At 60.1% G+C, this 18,064-nt stretch carries 12 protein-coding genes; 5 read left to right on the top strand and 7 right to left on the bottom strand.

All coding sequences use genetic code 11. From position 1 onward, the window contains the following. Positions 1 to 3: 3 nt before the first annotated feature. Genes KY494_RS05230 through KY494_RS05215 form a run of 4 tightly spaced genes read left to right on the top strand, consistent with a single transcriptional unit; the run spans position 4 to position 4,302 of the window. Complete coding sequence (locus KY494_RS05230) at positions 4 to 276, top strand: flagellar biosynthetic protein FliQ (RefSeq protein WP_034757874.1); 273 nt, start codon at positions 4 to 6, stop codon at positions 274 to 276. A gap of 12 nt (positions 277 to 288) precedes the next feature. Further along, positions 289 to 1,086: a flagellar biosynthetic protein FliR gene (locus tag KY494_RS05225; protein WP_219890174.1), complete on the top strand. Its 798-nt coding sequence runs from the start codon at positions 289 to 291 to the stop codon at positions 1,084 to 1,086. After that, the gene (gene flhB, locus KY494_RS05220; protein ID WP_219890173.1) at positions 1,079 to 2,218 is read left to right on the top strand and encodes a flagellar type III secretion system protein FlhB; all 1,140 of its coding nucleotides are present in this window, start codon (positions 1,079 to 1,081) and stop codon (positions 2,216 to 2,218) included. Before KY494_RS05225 ends, flhB begins: the two co-directional genes overlap by 8 nt. After that, complete coding sequence (locus tag KY494_RS05215; protein ID WP_219890172.1) at positions 2,215 to 4,302, top strand: flagellar biosynthesis protein FlhA; 2,088 nt, start codon at positions 2,215 to 2,217, stop codon at positions 4,300 to 4,302. The genes flhB and KY494_RS05215 overlap by 4 nt, the downstream gene beginning before the upstream one ends. A 41-nt stretch (positions 4,303 to 4,343) precedes the next feature. Here KY494_RS05215 and KY494_RS05210 read toward each other — a convergent pair whose 3' ends face one another. The 7 genes from KY494_RS05210 to KY494_RS05180 form a co-directional block, all read right to left on the bottom strand. After that, positions 4,344 to 5,444, bottom strand: coding sequence for a hypothetical protein (locus tag KY494_RS05210; protein ID WP_219890171.1), 1,101 nt, complete (start codon positions 5,442 to 5,444; stop codon positions 4,344 to 4,346). Between the two features lie 98 nt (positions 5,445 to 5,542). Next, entirely contained in the window at positions 5,543 to 6,718 is a 1,176-nt protein-coding gene (locus tag KY494_RS05205) for a flagellin (protein ID WP_219890170.1), read from the bottom strand. Between the two features lie 178 nt (positions 6,719 to 6,896). Then, complete coding sequence (locus tag KY494_RS05200; protein WP_219890169.1) at positions 6,897 to 9,941, bottom strand: tetratricopeptide repeat protein; 3,045 nt, start codon at positions 9,939 to 9,941, stop codon at positions 6,897 to 6,899. 7 nt (positions 9,942 to 9,948) lie between these two features. After that, complete coding sequence (locus KY494_RS05195) at positions 9,949 to 11,046, bottom strand: class I SAM-dependent methyltransferase (RefSeq protein WP_219890168.1); 1,098 nt, start codon at positions 11,044 to 11,046, stop codon at positions 9,949 to 9,951. 52 nt (positions 11,047 to 11,098) lie between these two features. After that, a complete protein-coding gene (locus KY494_RS05190; protein WP_219890167.1) occupies positions 11,099 to 12,220 on the bottom strand; it encodes a DegT/DnrJ/EryC1/StrS aminotransferase family protein in 1,122 nt (373 codons plus the stop codon). A gap of 215 nt (positions 12,221 to 12,435) precedes the next feature. After that, positions 12,436 to 15,210, bottom strand: a complete 2,775-nt coding sequence (locus KY494_RS05185) for a tetratricopeptide repeat protein (protein WP_219890166.1) — start codon at positions 15,208 to 15,210, stop codon at positions 12,436 to 12,438. A gap of 43 nt (positions 15,211 to 15,253) precedes the next feature. Continuing rightward, positions 15,254 to 16,930: an electron transfer flavoprotein-ubiquinone oxidoreductase gene (locus KY494_RS05180; RefSeq protein WP_219890165.1), complete on the bottom strand. Its 1,677-nt coding sequence runs from the start codon at positions 16,928 to 16,930 to the stop codon at positions 15,254 to 15,256. A gap of 251 nt (positions 16,931 to 17,181) precedes the next feature. Between KY494_RS05180 and KY494_RS05175 the strand changes: the two genes are divergently transcribed. Beyond that, the gene (locus KY494_RS05175; protein ID WP_034752351.1) at positions 17,182 to 17,958 is read left to right on the top strand and encodes an SDR family oxidoreductase; all 777 of its coding nucleotides are present in this window, start codon (positions 17,182 to 17,184) and stop codon (positions 17,956 to 17,958) included. Positions 17,959 to 18,064: the final 106 nt, after the last annotated feature.

The raw sequence follows: 18,064 nt of genomic DNA, 5'->3' as shown, positions 1-18,064 counted from the left end.
GCGATGTTTACCCCTGAAGTCGCCGTCGACCTGATCATCGAAGCGTTGCATGTCGTCATGCTGCTGGTGGTGATCCTGGTCGTGCCAGGTTTGCTCATGGGCTTGCTGGTCGCGCTGGTGCAGGCGGCCACCTCGATCAATGAACAGACCATGAGTTTCCTGCCGCGCCTGCTGGTCACCCTGTTGGCGCTGATCCTGGCCGGACGCTGGATGGCCGGTTACCTGATGGATTATTGCGTGTCCATTTTTCAGCGCGCGGCCACCCTGGTCGGATAGCGCCGCGCGCCCATGGATCAGATTTTCAATCAGGTGCTGCCGTTTCTGCTGGCCGTGTGGTGGCCGTTCTGCCGCATCCTGGCCATGCTCAGCGCCTCGCCCGTGATCGGCGACGGCGTCGTGCCCGTCACCGTGCGCATCCTGCTGTCGCTGGTGCTGGCGATCCTGATGCTGCCCGTGATGCAGGCCTCGGGCATCTCGCAGGACTTGTTGAAAATCGATCCGTTTTCCCTGCACGCCATCGTCGCCACCCTGGAGCAGGCCGTCATCGGCTTCGTCCTGGGCCTGGCCTTCCACTTCGCCATGTCGGTGATGTCGGTGCTCGGCTACCTGGTGTCGAGCCAGGTGGGCTTTTCCATGGCCGTCATGAACGATCCGCTCAACGGCACCTCGTCGGACGTCATCACGGGGATGCTCACCATCATGTGCATGATCGTGTTTTTCGCCATCGACGGCCATCTGGTGCTGACGGGCGTGATCGGCGCCAGTTTCAAGGCCTGGCCCGTGGGGCAGGGCTATGCCCCGCTGCTGCTGCAGACGGTGGCCTACAACGTGGCGTGGATCTTCGCCGCCGCCATGCTGCTGGCCTTGCCCATCGTCTTTTCCACCATGGTGGTGCAGCTGGGCTTCGGCTTCCTGAACCGCGTGGCGCCGTCGCTGAACCTGTTTTCGCTGGGCTTTTCCATGATCACCGTGTTCGGCCTGCTGATGCTGGGGCAGATCGTGCGCTTTATTCCCGAGCACTACATCGCCATGACGAATCGCGTGCTCGATATGATCGCCGAACAGATGCGGGTGGCGCATGGCTGAGAATAGCACGGGCGACAAGACCGAAAAGGCGTCACAGCAAAAGCTGAAGAAGTCGCGCCAGGAAGGGCAGGTGGTGCGCTCGCGCGACCTGTCGACGGCGCTGGGCATCCTGATCAGCATGAAGCTGTTCGTGTTTCTGCTGCCTTCTTATCTGGACACCTTCCGCGGACTGTTCGCCATGGCGTTCATGCCGCTCGACAGCAAGGGCGCGCTCGACAATGCCATGTCGATGGCGTTCGTCACCTCGGTGGGCTTGCTGATCAAGATGATCGTGCCGCTGTTCTGCGTGCCGTTGTTCGTCGTGCTCGGTTCCCTGATCCCCGGCGGCTGGGTCATCAGCACGAAGAACTGGATGCCGAAGATGGAGCGCCTGAGCCCGGCCAAGAACCTGGGCCGCCTGGTGTCGCCCAAGCATGGCTTTGAATTCGGCTTGTCCATCGCCAAGGCCGGCGTGCTGGGCATGGTGATCGTGCATGTGAGCCGCTCCAGCCTGGTGCAATACGTGGATTTGCAGCACCGGCCCCTGCAGCAAGCCATGCTCGATGGCTCGGCCCTGATGCTCGACGGCCTGATGGCCCTCATTTCCGTCTTCATCCTGTTCGCCATCATCGACGTGCCGGCGCAGGCCTTCTTTTTTGCCCGCGGCCAGCGCATGAGCAAGCAGGACGTCAAGGAAGAGCATAAAAGCAGCGAAGGCCGGCCCGAAGTGCGCCAGCGCATCCGCCAGTTGCAGCAGCAGATCGGCCGGCGCAGCGTGCGCAAGACCGTGCCCGACGCCGACGTGGTGATCGTCAACCCCGAGCATTACGCCGTTGCACTGAAGTATGACCAGGACCGCGCCGAGGCGCCGTTTGTCGTTGCCAAGGGCGTCGACGAGATGGCGCTGTATATCCGGCAAGTGGCGAGGGAACACGATATTGAAACGCTGGAGTTGCCGCCGCTGGCGCGCGCCATCTACAACACCAGCCAGGTGCAGCAGCAGATTCCCGTGCAGCTGTACCAGGCCGTGTCACAGGTGCTCAACTACATACTGCAACTGAAAGCATTCCGTACTGGGCAGCGTGCCGCCCAGCCCCCATTTCCCACCGAGGTGGTCGTGCCATCTCATTTGAGCGAGGTAGTACCTTCATGAATTTCCTGAACAGAGTGGTTGCCGAAATGCGCCGCCACAAGTTCGCCACGCCGCTGTTCCTGCTGGTGATCCTGGCGATGATCATCCTGCCGCTGCCGCCGGTGCTGCTCGATATCTTGTTCACTTTCAATATCGTGCTGGCACTGATCGTCATCCTGGTCAGCGTGTCGGCCAAGCGGCCGCTCGATTTCTCCGTCTTCCCGACGGTGATCCTGGCCACCACCATGCTCAGGCTGACCTTGAACGTGGCGTCCACGCGCGTGGTGCTGCTGCACGGCCATACGGGCGCGGACGCGGCCGGTAAGGTGATCGAGGCCTTCGGTAACGTGGTCATCGGCGGCAACTTCGTCGTCGGTATCGTGGTCTTCGTGATCTTGATGATCATCAACTTCGCCGTCGTCACCAAGGGTGCCGAGCGTATTTCCGAAGTGTCGGCGCGCTTTACCCTCGATGCCTTGCCGGGCAAGCAGATGGCCATCGATGCCGACCTGAACGCCGGCCTGATCAACCAGGAAAAAGCCCAGATCCGCCGCAAGGACGTAGCCGCTGAAGCGGATTTCTATGGCGCCATGGACGGCGCCTCGAAGTTCGTGCGCGGCGATGCCGTCGCCAGTATTTTGATCCTGATCATCAACATGGTCGGCGGCGTGGCCATCGGCTCGCTGATGCACGACCTGTCGTTCGGCGATGCTTTCCGTCAATACGCACTGCTGACCATCGGTGATGGCCTGGTGGCGCAGATCCCGGCGCTGCTGCTGTCGGCCGCGGCCGCCATCCTGGTGACCCGTATCAGCGATTCGGGCGACTTCGAACAGCAAGTGGCGGGTCAGGTGCTGACGTCGCCAACGGTGATCTTCAGCGCGTCCGGCATGATGGTGGCGCTGGCCTTGATCCCGGGCATGCCGTGGTTCATGTTCATGACCTTTGCCGGCGTGCTGGCCTTCGTGGCCTGGCGATTGACCAAGCGCGTGAAGGGGCCCGATACGGCCGGCATGGCGGCCATCGAGGCGGCCTTGCGCGACGACAAGCCTGCCGAGATGGAGTGGCAGCAACTGCCCGCCGTGCAACCGCTGATGGTGATGCTCGGCTATAAACTGGTGGGCATGGTGGATAAAACGCAAGGCGAACCACTGACCAAGCGCGTCAAGGGCGTGCGCCAGAGCCTGTCCGAATCGATGGGCTTGCTGCTGCCGAACATCGGCGTGCGCGACGACCTGGCCCTGAAGCCGTCGCAGTATGCCATCGTGCTGTCGGGCACCGTGGTGGCGCAGGCGGAAGTGCAGGCCGACCGCCTGATGGCGATCCCGTCGCCGAACGTGTATGGCCAACTCGATGGCATTCCCGGCATCGAACCGGCCTACGGCATGCCCGTCACCTGGATCGAGCCCGGTGAAAAGGCGCATGCGCTGGGCCTGGGCTACCAGGTCATCGAGGCGCCTAGCGTGATCGCCACGCACTTGTCGAAGATGGTGCGCGAATACTTGCCGGAACTGTTCCGCCACGAAGACGTCTCGAATATGATGGAGCGCCTGACGGCCCTGTCGCCGAAGCTGGCCGGCGCGCTGGACAAGGCCCTCACGCACACGCAGATGCTGCGCGTGTTCCGCGTCTTGCTGGCGGAAAACGTGTCACTGAAGGATATCGTGCCGATCGCCACCACCTTGCTCGATAGTTCGGAAACCACCAAGGATCCGATCCTGCTGGCGGCCGAAGTGCGCTGCGCGCTGCGGCGCCAGATCGTCAGCGGCCTGTTTGGCCAGAAGATGGAAATGCAGGCGTTTAACCTCGGTGGCGAGCTGGAAAACATGCTGCTCGGTTCGCTGAACCAGGCGCGCCAGTCGGGCAAGGTGACCCTGGATAATTACCCGATCGATCCGCACCTGCTGTCGCAACTGCAGGTGAACATGCCGGTGGCGCGCGAGCAGATGAAGCAGCAGGCCACGCCGCCGCTGCTGCTGGTGCTGCCGCAGATCCGTCCGCTGCTGGCCCGCTATGCGCGCCTGTTCGCACCGGGCCTGCATGTGCTGTCGTATAACGAAATCCCGGAAAACCGCGAAGTGAGCATCATCGGCACGGTGGGATAAAATGAAAAACGGCGCTGCGGGCGCCGTTTTTTTCTGCTGCATCAATCCTGCTCGTCGATCGGCGGCAGCAGCTCGTGCTCCTGGCCGTCGGCCAGCAGCAGCACGGTGCGGCCTTGCGCCGTTTCTTCCGCATCGCCATAGTCGTAACCGAGCGGCGCCGCCACTTCCTTCGAGACGATGATGGGCTCCTCTTCGGCTTCGCCGGCGTGTGCCGTGGGCGCTTCGGGATCGGCCGCCACTTCCGCTGCCGGCTGCGTCAGCAGCAGCGCCACTTCGGCCATGGCGCGGAACAGGGGCAGCGACAGCGAGGCGGCGCCCGCCTGCATCGGGTAATTGCCATGCACGCGCTGCGCGTGCAACTGGCGGTTCAGGCGGCAGCGCACCACGCGCAAGCCCGCGCGCCGCACGGCGTCGGCAATCTCGGGCAGGGCCAGGCGCAAGTGGCGCAGCGCGGCTTCCTCGTCGGCCGCCAGTTCCAGCAGCACGCCGTCGCCGGACGGCTCCATCTGGATCACCACCCGGCCGATGCCGGCAATCAGCAGTTCGACGCGCAGCGCCACCTTGCCGCGCCGCCTGGGCTGCGCATCCTCGTCCTCGTCGCTGGCCAGCACGCGCAGCAGCAGGCGCTGGCCGCCCCAGCCATACACGGCAAAGCGCCACGCTTCGCTGTCGACCGTCAACGGTGGACGGGCACCTTCGCGCAGCAGGGCCGGCTGCTGCTCGGCCATGAACAGATTGCCCGGCACGTGCTGGCCGCGCGCCTGTTCCTGCAGGGCGGCGTATTGCTCGCCATACGTCTTGACCATCACGCGCCACGAGGCGGCCAGCTGCGCCGCGTCGGGCGGCTGCCAGACCAGCTGGCGCGTAAAAAACAGTTGATTGACCTGCATGGCGCTGCTGTCGCGCGGCATGGCGCCACCAGTACCATCGGCATTCGGCTTGATCAGCGACGCCAGGCTGTCCTGGCCTTGTTGCGCCAGCTGCGCGGGCAGGGTGCCGGCATCGGGCGCGGGCGCCATGTAGGGCCCGACGGGCACCAGCGGCTGCACCACGCCCGGTGTCATCGGCGTAGCAGGGCTGACGTCGAAGCGCTGGGTAATCAGTGGCAGGGGATTGCCTGCGGACACACGCTCTATCGCCATTGCTGCTCCTCCCGCATGGGATGAATAAAAAAAAGCCAACTGCTTGCGCAGTTGGCTCTGGTCGGCCTGACCTGAGCCAGGTCAGGACGCGCTTACTATTATTGCAGCAGAGACATGACCATCGAGGACATGCTGTTGCTTTGTTTCAGCATCGCGGTACCAGCTTGCAGCAGCATTTGCGAAGCGGTCATGTTCGAGCTTTCGGTCGCGAAGTCGGTATCCATGATGCGGCCCGTTGCGCCCTGGGTGTTGGTGCTGACGTTGGCCAGGTTGGTGGCAACGTGGTCCAGACGGTTACCCGCTGCGCCCAGTGCCGAACGCGAGGTACCAACAGCGTCGATCGCCGCTTGCAGTTTGTCGATGGCTGCCGATGCGCCGCCGACGGCGGTCAGTTCGGTACCAGGCGTCGATGCTGCCGCGCCGAAGGTGTTGTATTCCGCAGTCGCGCCTTTGATGGCGGTGTGCATGGAGCCCAGTTGCGACGACAGGTCGAAGCTCATCGATTCGCTGGTCGACGCGCCGATCTGGAAGTCCAGGTTGGCGGCGAACTTGCCGTCGCCTGTACCTGCAGGGCCGGCGTTGCTTGCCGTTGCCAGTGCTTCGAATGCGGTCGACGCGGCCAATTTGGCTACAGCAACATCGTGGGCTTTGTCGGCATCGACACTGGCCGTCGATGCATTGGTCAACGCCAGGGCAGTTGCGGTGGTTGGCGTGGCGGTGTAGGCCGCTTGTGCCGAAACCAGCGTGGCGGCTGCGGCAGCTTTGGCGCCGGTGGTACCGGTGGTGCCAGCGCCGACAGCGGTTGTGTCGTTGGTGACGGCAACGGTCGCGTTGGCAACGTCGGTCGCGGTAGCCTGTTTCGACATCAGTTTCGCGCCAGCGAACGAGGTGTTGCCCAGAACGTTGCTCAGTTCGTTGGTCAGCGTGTCGAATTCGGCTTGCATTGCCGTCTTGTCTGCGCCGGTTGCTGAACCGTCGGCCGCTTGCGTGGCCAGATCTTTCATGCGGACCAAGATGTTGACGGTCTCGCCCAGCGCGCCGTCGGCGGTCTGGATCATCGAAGTAGCGTTCTGGGTATTGCGCATGGCCATGGCCATACCGCTGGTCTGTGCTTTCAGACGGGTTGCAATTTGCAGGCCGGCAGCGTCGTCCATTGCCGAGTTGATGCGGTAGCCGGTGGAGAGGCGCGTCATCGAAGTCGACAGCGATTGTTGGGTTTTTGAGATCGACGATTGGGCGGACAGGGCCGCTGCATTGGTGTGAAGGCTCAGCATGAAGGTGCTCCAGTTAGGTGGTTACGGTGCGGAGCAGCAGTTTTTGCGCTCTCACAAGTACAAGACGACCATTCCGCCAAGAAAATTAAATTCTTTTGAGAAATTCTTTTATTTTTTTTATCTGGCCAGAACGGCGCCGTTGAATGCCTGTTACCGGCGCCTTGTTTTTGCCTCCTGCTCAATGTGTCGCGTGCCCCGCACGGGCCAACAGGTCCGCTTGCCGGTCGCTGGCCTCCGCTTCCTCGTTCCTGTCGAGCGAGCGCAGCACATGCGCGAGATCCCGATGCAGTTGGACGTCGTCTGGAACCAAGGCAAGCGCCGCGTGGTAGCTCGCGACGGCTTCCTGCAGTTCGCCCAGTTGCGCCAGCACGTTGCCCAGGTTGGCATGCGCCAGCGCATACGCCGGGTCGATACGCGCCGCGCGGTGAAAACTTTCCGCAGCCCCGGCGACATTGCCCATCGCATGCTGGGCACTGCCCATATTGCAGCAGGCTTCTGCAAGAGCTGGGGCAAGTTCAAGTGCGCGCGCGTAACAGCTGATGGCCGATTCATGCTCGCCAGCGTCTAGCCATGCGTTGCCCAGGTTTCCATGGACCTGGGCGTCATCCGGTGCCAGTTGCACGGCGCGTTGCAAGACCGCCAGCGCATCCTTGCCTTGTACCTGCAAGGCCGTACCGAGAGCGTTCCACGCAAAACCGGACGCGCCATAGCACATGGTCAGCCTGTGTGCGGCATTTTCCATTTCCGCATGGCGGCCGGCCTGATACAGCTCGACGATGTGATCGGCTTCCGCCTGGGTAGGTTCAAGCACTTCGCCCGCCGCTGCCGATTGTGCTCGCAGCAACAAGGCTTGCATACCTTCAGTATGCAGATCGCGCTTGATCGCGTCATCAAGGACCTCGACCGCCGCCGCCGCCTGCCCCGCATGCAGCAATGCTCGCGCGTAAGATAAAATGAACTGGCCCTCCTCGGGGGCGGCCAAGATGGCTGCGCGCAGATAAGGTAGTGCTTTGTTAAAGTAGCCAATCTGGCCAGCGAGCAGGCCCATATTATGATTGGCAATCGCATGCTGTGGCTGGCTATGGATGACGGCAAGATACAGCGTTTCCGCCTCGACAAGACGGCTGGCCTGGTGATGTTCAATCGCCAGCAGCACTGCCGCATCGACGTTCACCGCATGCAAGGCCTTCATGCTGGCGGCACGTCTTGCCAAGGAGCTTTGCGACGGGTCCGCATCGAAGGACTCGGCCGGCAAGCCGGCGCACCAGCGTTGCCACATGGTGCGCAGCGCATTTTCCACGCCCGCTGCTATCAGTACCGGCTGGCCGATGGCGGAGTTGCTCAAGTGCGCGCGCATGCCCATGCGCAGGCTGGCCAGGGCGGCCAGGTCGGCGGAGATGCTCACCCCTTTTTGCAGGAAGTCCGCCTCATCGATGGCGATGAACTGTTCCAGTCCCTGGTGGCCGAGGATCGTCGCGCCGACCCGGCTCGGCAAGGTCCGGCCAACCATGGTCAGCGTCGGCACGCCCATCCAGAGGGCATTCAGGGTAGTCGTGCCGCCCGTGTAGGGCCAGGTGTCGAGGCAGACGTCGACATGCCGGTGCATGGTCAGGTAGTCGCGTACGTTGGTGACAGGATGAAAACTCAAGCGTTCGGCGGCGATGCCCTCTTCATCGAACCAGCCGCGCAGCATGTTGGTGATCTGTTCGCTAGGCATGCCAGCAAGTAACATTTTCGCTGTTGGCACGCCGCGCAGCAGAGTCGACCATAGCGCGATGACGCTGCGGCTCACTTTATTGGCGCGATTGAAGCTGCCGAAGGTGACGTAGCCATTTTCCATTGACGGGGCGGGCTCGATTGCCGGTGCGGCCGGCGATGGCACGTATGGGGCGCTGGCGGGTAATCTGAGTAATTTTTCAGTGAACTGGGCATCGAGCAGTCCGGGCGGTGAATAGTAGCGGTCCGTCAGGAAGTAATCCATCGACTGCATCCCGGTGGTCATCGGATAACCCATCCAGGTCACTTGTAACGGCGCCGGTTTGCGCGCGAAGGCCAGCAGGCGGTTGTAGCCGGTATGGCCGGACAGGTCGATCAGGATATCGATGCGGTCTTTTACGACCTGTTGCGCCAACTCATCATCCGTCAGAGCTCTGACTTGCTGCCACCTGCCGATCACTGCGCGTAAATGACTGGTGATGTGATCGTCGACCATGTTATTGGAATAGATGAAGATTTCCAGGCCGGTCGCGTACATCAAATTTTCCAGCATCGGCGTAATGAAATTGGCCATCGCGTGGTTGTTCAGGTCAGCCGAAACAAAGCCGATGCGCAGCACGCGCTCCGGATCGCGTTCGTTGTCATGCCGCGGCCAGCGTGAACGCAAAGGCATTTCAAATTGCAGGCCGAAGCGCCTGTGCTCTTCAAAGATATCCGCAGGATTGGCAACCGCGCTGTGCGTCAGCGCAAACAGCAGGTTGCTGTGCATATCGTTCCACTCAGGATTGATCCGGATGGCCTGACGACATGCTTCGACGGTCTCCTCGGTCCATCCCAGCTTGCTCAGAGTGGCGCTGAGATTGTTGTGTGCCGCATAAAAATGCGGGTCGTGTTTTATCGTGTTTGAAAAATGGACCAGCGACTCATCTAGCTTTCCCAGTAATAGCAGACTGGTGCCCAGGTTGAAGTGGGCGGAAGCGAAATGCGGGGCAATTTCCAGTGCGCGTTGATATTCCTGCATTGCCAGATGAATCTCGCCCTGGCCCTGCAGGGCCGAACCGATATTATTATGCGCAACGGCGCTATCCCGATCGAGCGCGAGCATCCGGTGATATGTCTCGATGGCTTCATCGAACCTGCCAGCCTGCTGCAGCACGGTTCCCAAACCATTCAGGGTCGGCAGATCGCGAGGATCAAGCAGCAATGCCGCCTGATAGCTGGCGATGGCCTCGTCATTGCGCTTGAGCGTTGCCAGTAGTTCCGCCAGCTTGCGCAAGATCGTGACCGAAGATGGCGCCAGGGAGACAGCATGGCGAAATGCCGCCTCCGCATCGTCGGTTTTACCGCTCAGATACAGTGCATTGCCGATGGTGTAATGAACTTGTGCGTCTCTGGGTAAGGTTGCCTGCAGTTTGCGATAGTCGGCAATGGCCGCCGATATGATCTTGTCAGCCTTGCTTTTGGCTGGAGTTGCCTGTGTTGCCGGAGCCGGTGCTTGCGTGCGCATGGGGGCCTCAGTGCAACTGCAGAAAGAGTGCTGTGCCCATGACAAATGCGCAGCTGAGACGAGTCCTGTTTTTATGCAAAAATTCATCGCCCACCCGCTGCGGACCATCGCCATATGGCCAGACGTAATCGTCGATGATGATCCAGCCGCCCGGCAACACATGACCGCTCCAGGCTTCGACATCGGCGCGCGCCGCTTCATAACTGTGGTTGCCATCGATGTGTAGCACGGCAATGTTTCCACAATATTCGGTCATGCCGAAGCTTTCCGTACTCACCGCGCGCTGCGCGCGATAGTGCAGCGCCGCCTCGGTCGATGGCAGGCGCATGTAATTGATGTCGCCATTGCTGTAAGGTAGTAAATTCATTTCAAACACGCGCAGCGTTTCATCGGCGTCAAAATACTGGACCGAGTCGTCAACCATGCCGCCGGCATCGTTTTGCACCATGTATTCTCTTTTCCATGGATCGATGCACAAGGTCTTGCCGATGCCGTACAAGCGCGCCAGTCGGGATAGCACAAAAGCTGACTTGCCATACGCGCTGCCGATTTCGACAATGTCGCCAGGCACGCTGTAGCGGCCTATTTCACACAGGGCGCCGATCTTTTCATCGTCGCACATGCCTGGAATGATATTGGCATGGCGGAACAGGGCGCTCAGTTGCACGTCCGGCATGGCTGGTTTTGCACTCACGCAGGAGGCCAGCGACAGTGTTTGAGTCAACAATTGATGGCCCAGTTTGCTGGCCGTGCGGTAGCCTGTCAGCTCTTCCTCTGCCGGCGAAGCATTAATCACCGCAATGCCAGGTGCGATCCGGGGCAGGGACTTGTTCAGATAGGCCCAGGCAACGGGATTCGGTGTGTAGATGCCGCCGATATCGTGCTGCTTGATCAGTTCGCCCAAGGCTTGGTCAAAGCCGGCTTCCGTAATATAGGGCAGTACCTCCCATTGGGCATATCGGGTTTTGCTCACATCGTAAGCCAACGACGAAGAACCGATCACGGCCTGCCCGTTGCGCTGACACTGTTCAAGATATTCCAGCGAGCGCACCATGCCTGCTGGAAAGATAAGGACGGGTTTACCCGCGGGGGAGAACTGGCTCATGGAAGTCTTTCGTACTAAAGGATGAGGGGGGGCATGCCTGGGTGGCATGCCGTCAGGCTGTCCGTATCAATTGCACAATCTGTTCGAGCTGCGCTGTACTCAGGCCGGGATACATGGGCAGGCAGATGACCTGACTGGCCATGCGCGATGCGTTTGGCAGATTGGCGCTGGCTGCCGAAGGCATGCCGCGATACATGGGAAAGTTACTGATCAGGGGGTAAAAATAACGACGCGCAAAGATACTGGCATCGCGCATTTTCTGAAACAGGGCGTCGCGGCTGAGCGGGTAGTCTTGCTGTACCAGAATTGGGAAATAAGCATGGTTGGTCACCGTGCCTTCAGGTGGCGCCGGGCATTCGATGCCGCTTATCGTGGCAAGGCCTGAGCGATACATTGCGTCAATGCTGGCGCGTTGCTGCAGCGCCTGGTCTATTGTTTTCAACTGCAGCAAGCCGAGAGCGGCACTGACCTCATTCATTTTGCCATTGATGCCAGCGGCGACCACGGTCACTTCGTCGACAAAGCCAAAATTCTTCAAATGATCGATGTGGCGTTTCGTCTTTGCATCGGGAGAAACGATGGCTCCCCCTTCGAAGGTATTGAATACCTTGGTCGCATGAAAACTCAATACTGACAAATCACCTTGATTCATTACGCTGCTACCGCCACTGTGCACGCCGAATGCATGTGCGGCGTCATAGATGACTTTCAATCCATAGTTGCTGGCGATCGTTTCAATTTGCTCCACATCGCAGGGATGGCCATAGCAGTGGACCGGCATGATGGCTGTTGTTTGCGGCGTGATAGCAGCTTCGATCTTTGCCGGGTCCATATTGAAACTGCCTGGCGCGATGTCGATGAACACCGGCGTGATGCCGTTCCACAGGAGCGAGTGCGCGGTCGCCACGAAAGAATAGGGCGTGGTGATCACTTCGCCTGTAATGCGCAAAGCTTGTAGCGCCGTCATCAATGCCAGCGTACCGTTCGCAAACAGCGAAATGTGTTTGACGCCAAGATAGTCAGCCAGGGCCTGTTCCAGTTGCTGATGAAACGGACCCCCGTTGGTCAGGATTTTATTGGCCCATATCTCTTGCAGATAAGGTAAAAAATCTTCCAGCGGTGGCAGCGTTGGCTGCGTCACATAAATGGGGGGATTTTCACCAATGGGTTTCATATGCGTCCTTCAGATCTTTTTCTATACGGATGAAGACAGCTGCGATCCATGCTCAGACGCTGTCCAGGTATTTTTTATTGCGATATGTTGCGTGAGTGGTTACACCGTGCCAGGCCCTGTCATGCTGAAAAGCCGTCATTGAAGAGGGCCGCGCCTTTCGGTGATATTGCGTTACCTGGTCTGGTAAAAACACCAAGTCCATAATGGGGGCTTATTCAAGCTTGCTCGTCGGCCGGTTTGGCAAGCTCTTCCATGGCGCTTGCCTCGAACGAAATTGGCTGATCGCTGGCACACCAGCGCCGCCACATGGTGCGCAGTGCAACTTCCAGGCCCTTTGCAATTAGTGTCGGCTGTCTGATCGCGGAGTTGGTCATGCGGTCGCGCATGTGCATGCGTAAACCGGCCAGCACACTCATATCCTCGGCAAACTTGCGGCCTTTCCGCAGAAAATCGTCTTCGCTGTAGGCGATAAAATCGGTTAAGCCGGCATGTGCAAGGATCGACGCTGTCACGTAGCCCGGCAATGTCGGTCCGACCATGGTCAGGGTGGGCACTCCCATCCACAAGGCATGAAGTCCGGTCGTGCCGCTGGTGTAGGGATAGGTGTCGAGACACAAGTCGACCGTGGCGTGGAGGGCAAGATAATCACGAATATTCGTATGTGTATGGAAGGTGAGCCGTTTGGCATCAATCCCATCGCGGACGAACCATGCCCGCACCATATCGCTGGTGTGCTTGTTCGGCATCGCAGCGAGCACCATTTTTGCACTCGGAACCAAGCGCAGCAATGTTGACCAGCGGGCAATGGTTGCCCGATTCAGCTTGCCAGCACGGTTGAAGCTGCCGTAAGTGATGTAGCCCTTCTCAATGGATGGGGCAGTACTGACCGGCGGTGATTCCGGGGACGGAAGAAAAGGAGCTGCGGCCGGCAGACGTACCAATTTCTCGGTGAACTGATTATCGAGTTTGCCCGGCGGTGAATAATAGCGATCAGTGAGGTAGTAGTCCATCGCCTGCAAGCCAGTCGTCCCGGGATAACCGATCCAGCTCACCTGCAGCGGCGCCGCCTTGCGCGCAAAAGTGGGCAGGCGGTTGAAGCCGGTGTGGCCCGACAGGTCGATCAGGATGTCGATGGCGTCGCTGGTGATCAGCTGCGCCAGCTCCGCATGGCTCAGTTTTTCAACCTGGCGCCAGACCGCGAACAGACCGTGCAGGTGCCGGCTGACATGGTCATCGTGAAAGCTGTTGGCGTAGGCCACGATTTCCACCTGCCGGGATAGGCTCAAGTATTCGAGGATGGGCGTGATGAAATGGGCTACCGCATGGTTATGCAAGTCGGCGGAAACAAAACCGATGCGCAGGCGGCGCTCGGGATCGCGCACGTTGGTGTGTTGTGGCCAGGCGCCGCGCAGCGGTGCTTCGACTCGCTCGCCAAAACGCAGGTGTTCGGCAAACAGCGCGGCGGCATCCACATGCTCGCTATGGCTCAGGTAGAACAGCAGGTTGCTATGCAGCTCATCCCAATCGGGATTGCTCTTCAGCACTTGGCGGCAGTGAGCGATGGCTTCGTTGATACGGCCAAGTCTGTTCAGGGTGCCATTGAGATTGAGATGTGATTGATATGCTTGCGGGTCGAGTTTGATGGATGTCGCGTAGCTTTTGGCTGCCTCATCCATCTGACCTGATTCCATCTGGCAAGTGCCCAGGTTGAAGTGGATGGCGGCGTGCCTGGGGTTCATTTCGAGGGCGCGTCGGTAACTTTGCATGGCGATGCTCCTTTGCCCCAGGGCTTGCATGACCACGCCAATATTGCAATGGGCGATAGGGTTATTGGGCATCAGTGCCAGCAACTGCTGGAAAGCCGCGAGGGCCTGGTCGAGCTTGCCGTTTTCCTGCAAGGCCACGCCCAGGTTGTGCAGGGCGTCCGTATTCTTGGGTTCCAGCAAGAAAACCGCCTGGTAGATGACGATAGCCTGTTCCGTGCGTCGTGTTTCCCGCAGCAGGTCTGCGTAGTGCAGCAATGGCGCTACGACTGAGGGAGCGAGTTCGATGGCGCGCCGGTAGGCCGCCTCGGCATCGGCCGCCTGGCCGATGGCATGCAAGCTGCGCCCCCACCCGTGGTAGTGCGCCGCGACGTGCGGGAGATATTGCACGGCCGCGCCGTAGCGGGCAGCTGCTTGCTGGTAGCGGCCCAGCTTGTACAGCACGTCGGCCAACCCGCCATGCGCCAGGGCGCAGTCGGGATCGCTTGCCAGCGCCCGCTCATAGCTGAGGATTGCCTGCTCATGCTGCCCCATCGCAAGCTGTACATCGCCAATTGCGCGATGAATTTCAGCGGCGTCCGGAGCAAGCGTCAGCGCATGACGATAGCTGGTTTCAGCAGCCTTGAATTGCCGCTGCAGCTGCAGTATGTCGCCCAAGCCCATGTGCGCCACGGCATGGGCGGGATCCATTTTCAGCACCTCGCGATAGCAGTCGGCCGCTTCCGGGAGATGGCCTTGGGCCTGTAAGGCATCGCCCAGGCGGCTGAACGCTTCTGTAAAGGCAGGCTGGATTTCCAATGCCCGGACATACGATCCGACGGCCAGGTCCAGTTGGCCGATCGCCAGTTGGGCATTGCCAAGGTGCAGATGCGCTTCGGCGTCGTCCGGCGCCAGGTCCACCGTCTTGTGCAATGCCGGCAGCGCATCTTTGCCCTGCAGCTGCAAGGCCATGCTCAGCACGCTCCAGGCAAAGGCCGATGCCGGATAGCGCTCGAGCAAGGCACGGGTTGCGCTTTCCATTTGCGCATGTTCGCCGTTTTCATACAACTGGGCGACATGATCGATTTCCAGTTGCATCGGCTGCTGCGCGGCATTTTGGGGCGATGCTGTGTTATCGGTAGCGTGCATGGGAGCGATATGGTAAGTGCCAGACTGAATTGTAACGGTTAGAAGTGCATTAGAGAAACTTCTTCGCATGGCGCGAATCAAAAACAGCGTGGAAACCATCAGGTGTCCACGCTGTTTTATAGGCATAAATGATGCCGGGGTCTTACATATTTGGATAATTCGGTCCGCCGCCGCCTTCCGGTGTGACCCAGACGATGTTTTGCGTCGGGTCCTTGATGTCGCAGGTCTTGCAGTGCACGCAGTTTTGCGCATTGATCTGCAGGCGTTCGGCGCCGTCGTCGTTCTTCACGAACTCGTACACGCCGGCGGGACAGTAGCGCGCTTCCGGACCCGCATACATGGCCAGGTTGACGTCGACGGGCACGCTGGCGTTCTTCAAGGTCAGATGGATCGGCTGGTCTTCCGCGTGGTTGGTGTTCGAGATGAAGACGGACGACATCTTGTCGAAGGTCAGCTTGCCATCGGGTTTCGGATACACGATCTTTTTCGACTGGGCCGCCGGTTTCAGGCATTCGTGGTCGCCATGCGTGTGGTGCAGGGTCCAGGGCGCCTTGCCGCGGAAGAGGATCTGGTCGATGCCCGTCATCAGGCTGCCCAGGTACAGGCCCTTCGACAGCCAAGGCTTGACGTTGCGCGCCACGTGCAGCTCTTCATGCAGCCAGGATTGTTCAAACGCGACAGGGTAGCTGGACAGTTCGTCGTGCTGGCGCTGTTCGCCCAGCGCGCCGAAGGCCGCGTCCGCCGCCAGCATGCCGCTCTTGATGGCCGCGTGGCTGCCCTTGATGCGGCTCATGTTCAAAAAGCCTGCATCGCAGCCGATCAGCGCGCCGCCGGCGAACACGAGCTTTGGCAACGATTGCAGGCCGCCGGCCGTGATCGCGCGCGCGCCGTACGAAATGCGCTTGCCGCCTTCGAAGAACTTGCGGATTTCCGGATGGGTTTTATAACGCTGGAATTCCTCGTACGGCGACAGGTACGGGTTTTCGTAGTTCAGGCCCACCACATAACCGACCATGACCTGATTGTTTTCCAGGTGGTACAGGAAGGAGCCGCCATAGGTCTTCGCGTCCAATGGCCAGCCCGTCGAGTGGATCACCAGGCCCGGCTGGTGCAGGGCAGGGTCGATTTCCCACAATTCCTTGATGCCGATGCCGTACGATTGGGGATCCTTGCCGGCGTTCAAGTCATACTTTGCCATCAGCTGCTTGCCCAGGTGACCGCGCGCGCCTTCGGCGAACAGGGTGTACTTGGCGTGCAATTCCATGCCCAGCTGGAAGTCGGGACCCGGTTCGCCATCGCGCTTGACGCCCATATTGCCGGTCGCCACGCCTTTCACGGAGCCGTCGTCGTTGTAGAGGATTTCCGCGGCAGGGAAGCCCGGGAAGATTTCCACGCCCAGGTTTTCCGCCTGCTGGCCCATCCAGCGCACCACATTGCCCAGCGAGACGATGTAGTTGCCGTGGTTTTCAAAGCAGGCCGGCACGGCGAAGTTCGGCGTTTTATACGCTTTGGTTTCCGTCAGGAACAGGATGCGGTCTTCCGTCACTGCCGTGTTCAGGGGCGCGCCCAGTTCTTTCCAGTTCGGTATCAGTTCAGTCAGCGCTTTCGGGTCCATGATAGCGCCGGACAGGATATGCGCGCCCAGTTCGCCGCCTTTTTCCAGCACGCAGACGGACACTTCCTGGCCCTTTTCAGCGGCCAGCTGCTTCAGGCGGATGGCCGCCGCCAAGCCTGCGGGGCCGCCGCCGACGATCACCACGTCATACTCCATGGTGTCGCGCGGTCCGTACTGTTCAACTAAGTTATTAGGCTGTGTCATGGTCTCGATTGTTAGTCACTAAATGGGTGGGTGAGGAATCTTCGGATATATTTAAGCACGAGTGTGCTTGTTTTTGGCGAGGATTGCAACTTTGGCGCCATTTTGCGTGACATTGCCCCTCGCCGCAATCTAAATCCAGCCATTTTGTGTAATGATGGCGTTTACCTTTGCTCAAGTGTGACGCAGGGTATTTTGCCCCTGTGCCAGTGGCACGGTGTAAAGTGTTGTCTAAAATAAAACAGGAGTAGCTCGTGGGCATAGAAGTCAATTTCGAGGGCAAGATTGCCCTGATTACCGGCGCATCGAGCGGCCTCGGCGCGCGCTTTGCGAAAGTGCTGGCCCAGGCCGGCGCGCAGGTCGTGCTGGCGTCGCGCCGCACCGAACGCCTGAAGGAGTTGCGCGCCGAAATCGAAGCCGATGGCGGCGCCGCGCACGTGGTGTCGCTCGACGTGACCGACTTCGCCAGCATCAAGTCGGCCATCGCGCATGCGGAAACGGAAGCGGGCCCTATCGATATCCTCGTCAACAATTCCGGTGTCTCCACCACGCAACGCCTGGTCGACGTCACGCCCGAAGATTATTCGTTCGTGATGGACACCAACCTGCGCGGATCGTTCTTCGTGGCCCAGCAGACGGCCAAGCGCATGATCGCGCGCGCCAAGGGCGACCCGAAGAAACAGCACCGCATCATCAATATCGCCTCGATGGCCGGCTTGCAGGTGCTGCCGCAGATCGGCGTGTATTGCATGAGCAAGGCGGGCATGGTGCACATGACGCGCGCCATGGCCGTGGAGTGGGGCAAGTATGGCATCAACACCAACGCCATCTGCCCCGGCTATATTTCCACGGAAATCAATGAGGATTACTTCGCCACCGAGCAGGGCAAGAAGCTGATCGAAATGTTGCCGAACAAGCGCCCGGGCAAGCCGGAAGACCTCGACGGCCTGCTATTGCTGCTGGCGGGCGAGGATTCGCATTTCATCAATGGCGCGATTATCTCCGCCGATGGCGGCATGAGCACGTTTTAACGTTCCGAACCCGCAGTGAACATGATGAGCAACACACTGGACGTATCTTACGCGCCCGGCCGTCGAGCAGGTGCCTGCCTTGACGTACAGGCATTTGAACCTGGCA

The sequence above is a fragment of the Janthinobacterium sp. PAMC25594 genome (assembly GCF_019443505.1).
Taxonomy (GTDB): domain Bacteria; phylum Pseudomonadota; class Gammaproteobacteria; order Burkholderiales; family Burkholderiaceae_D; genus Janthinobacterium.
Note: the sequence above shows the minus strand (reverse complement) of the source record. Positions and strands in the feature narration are given on the sequence as shown.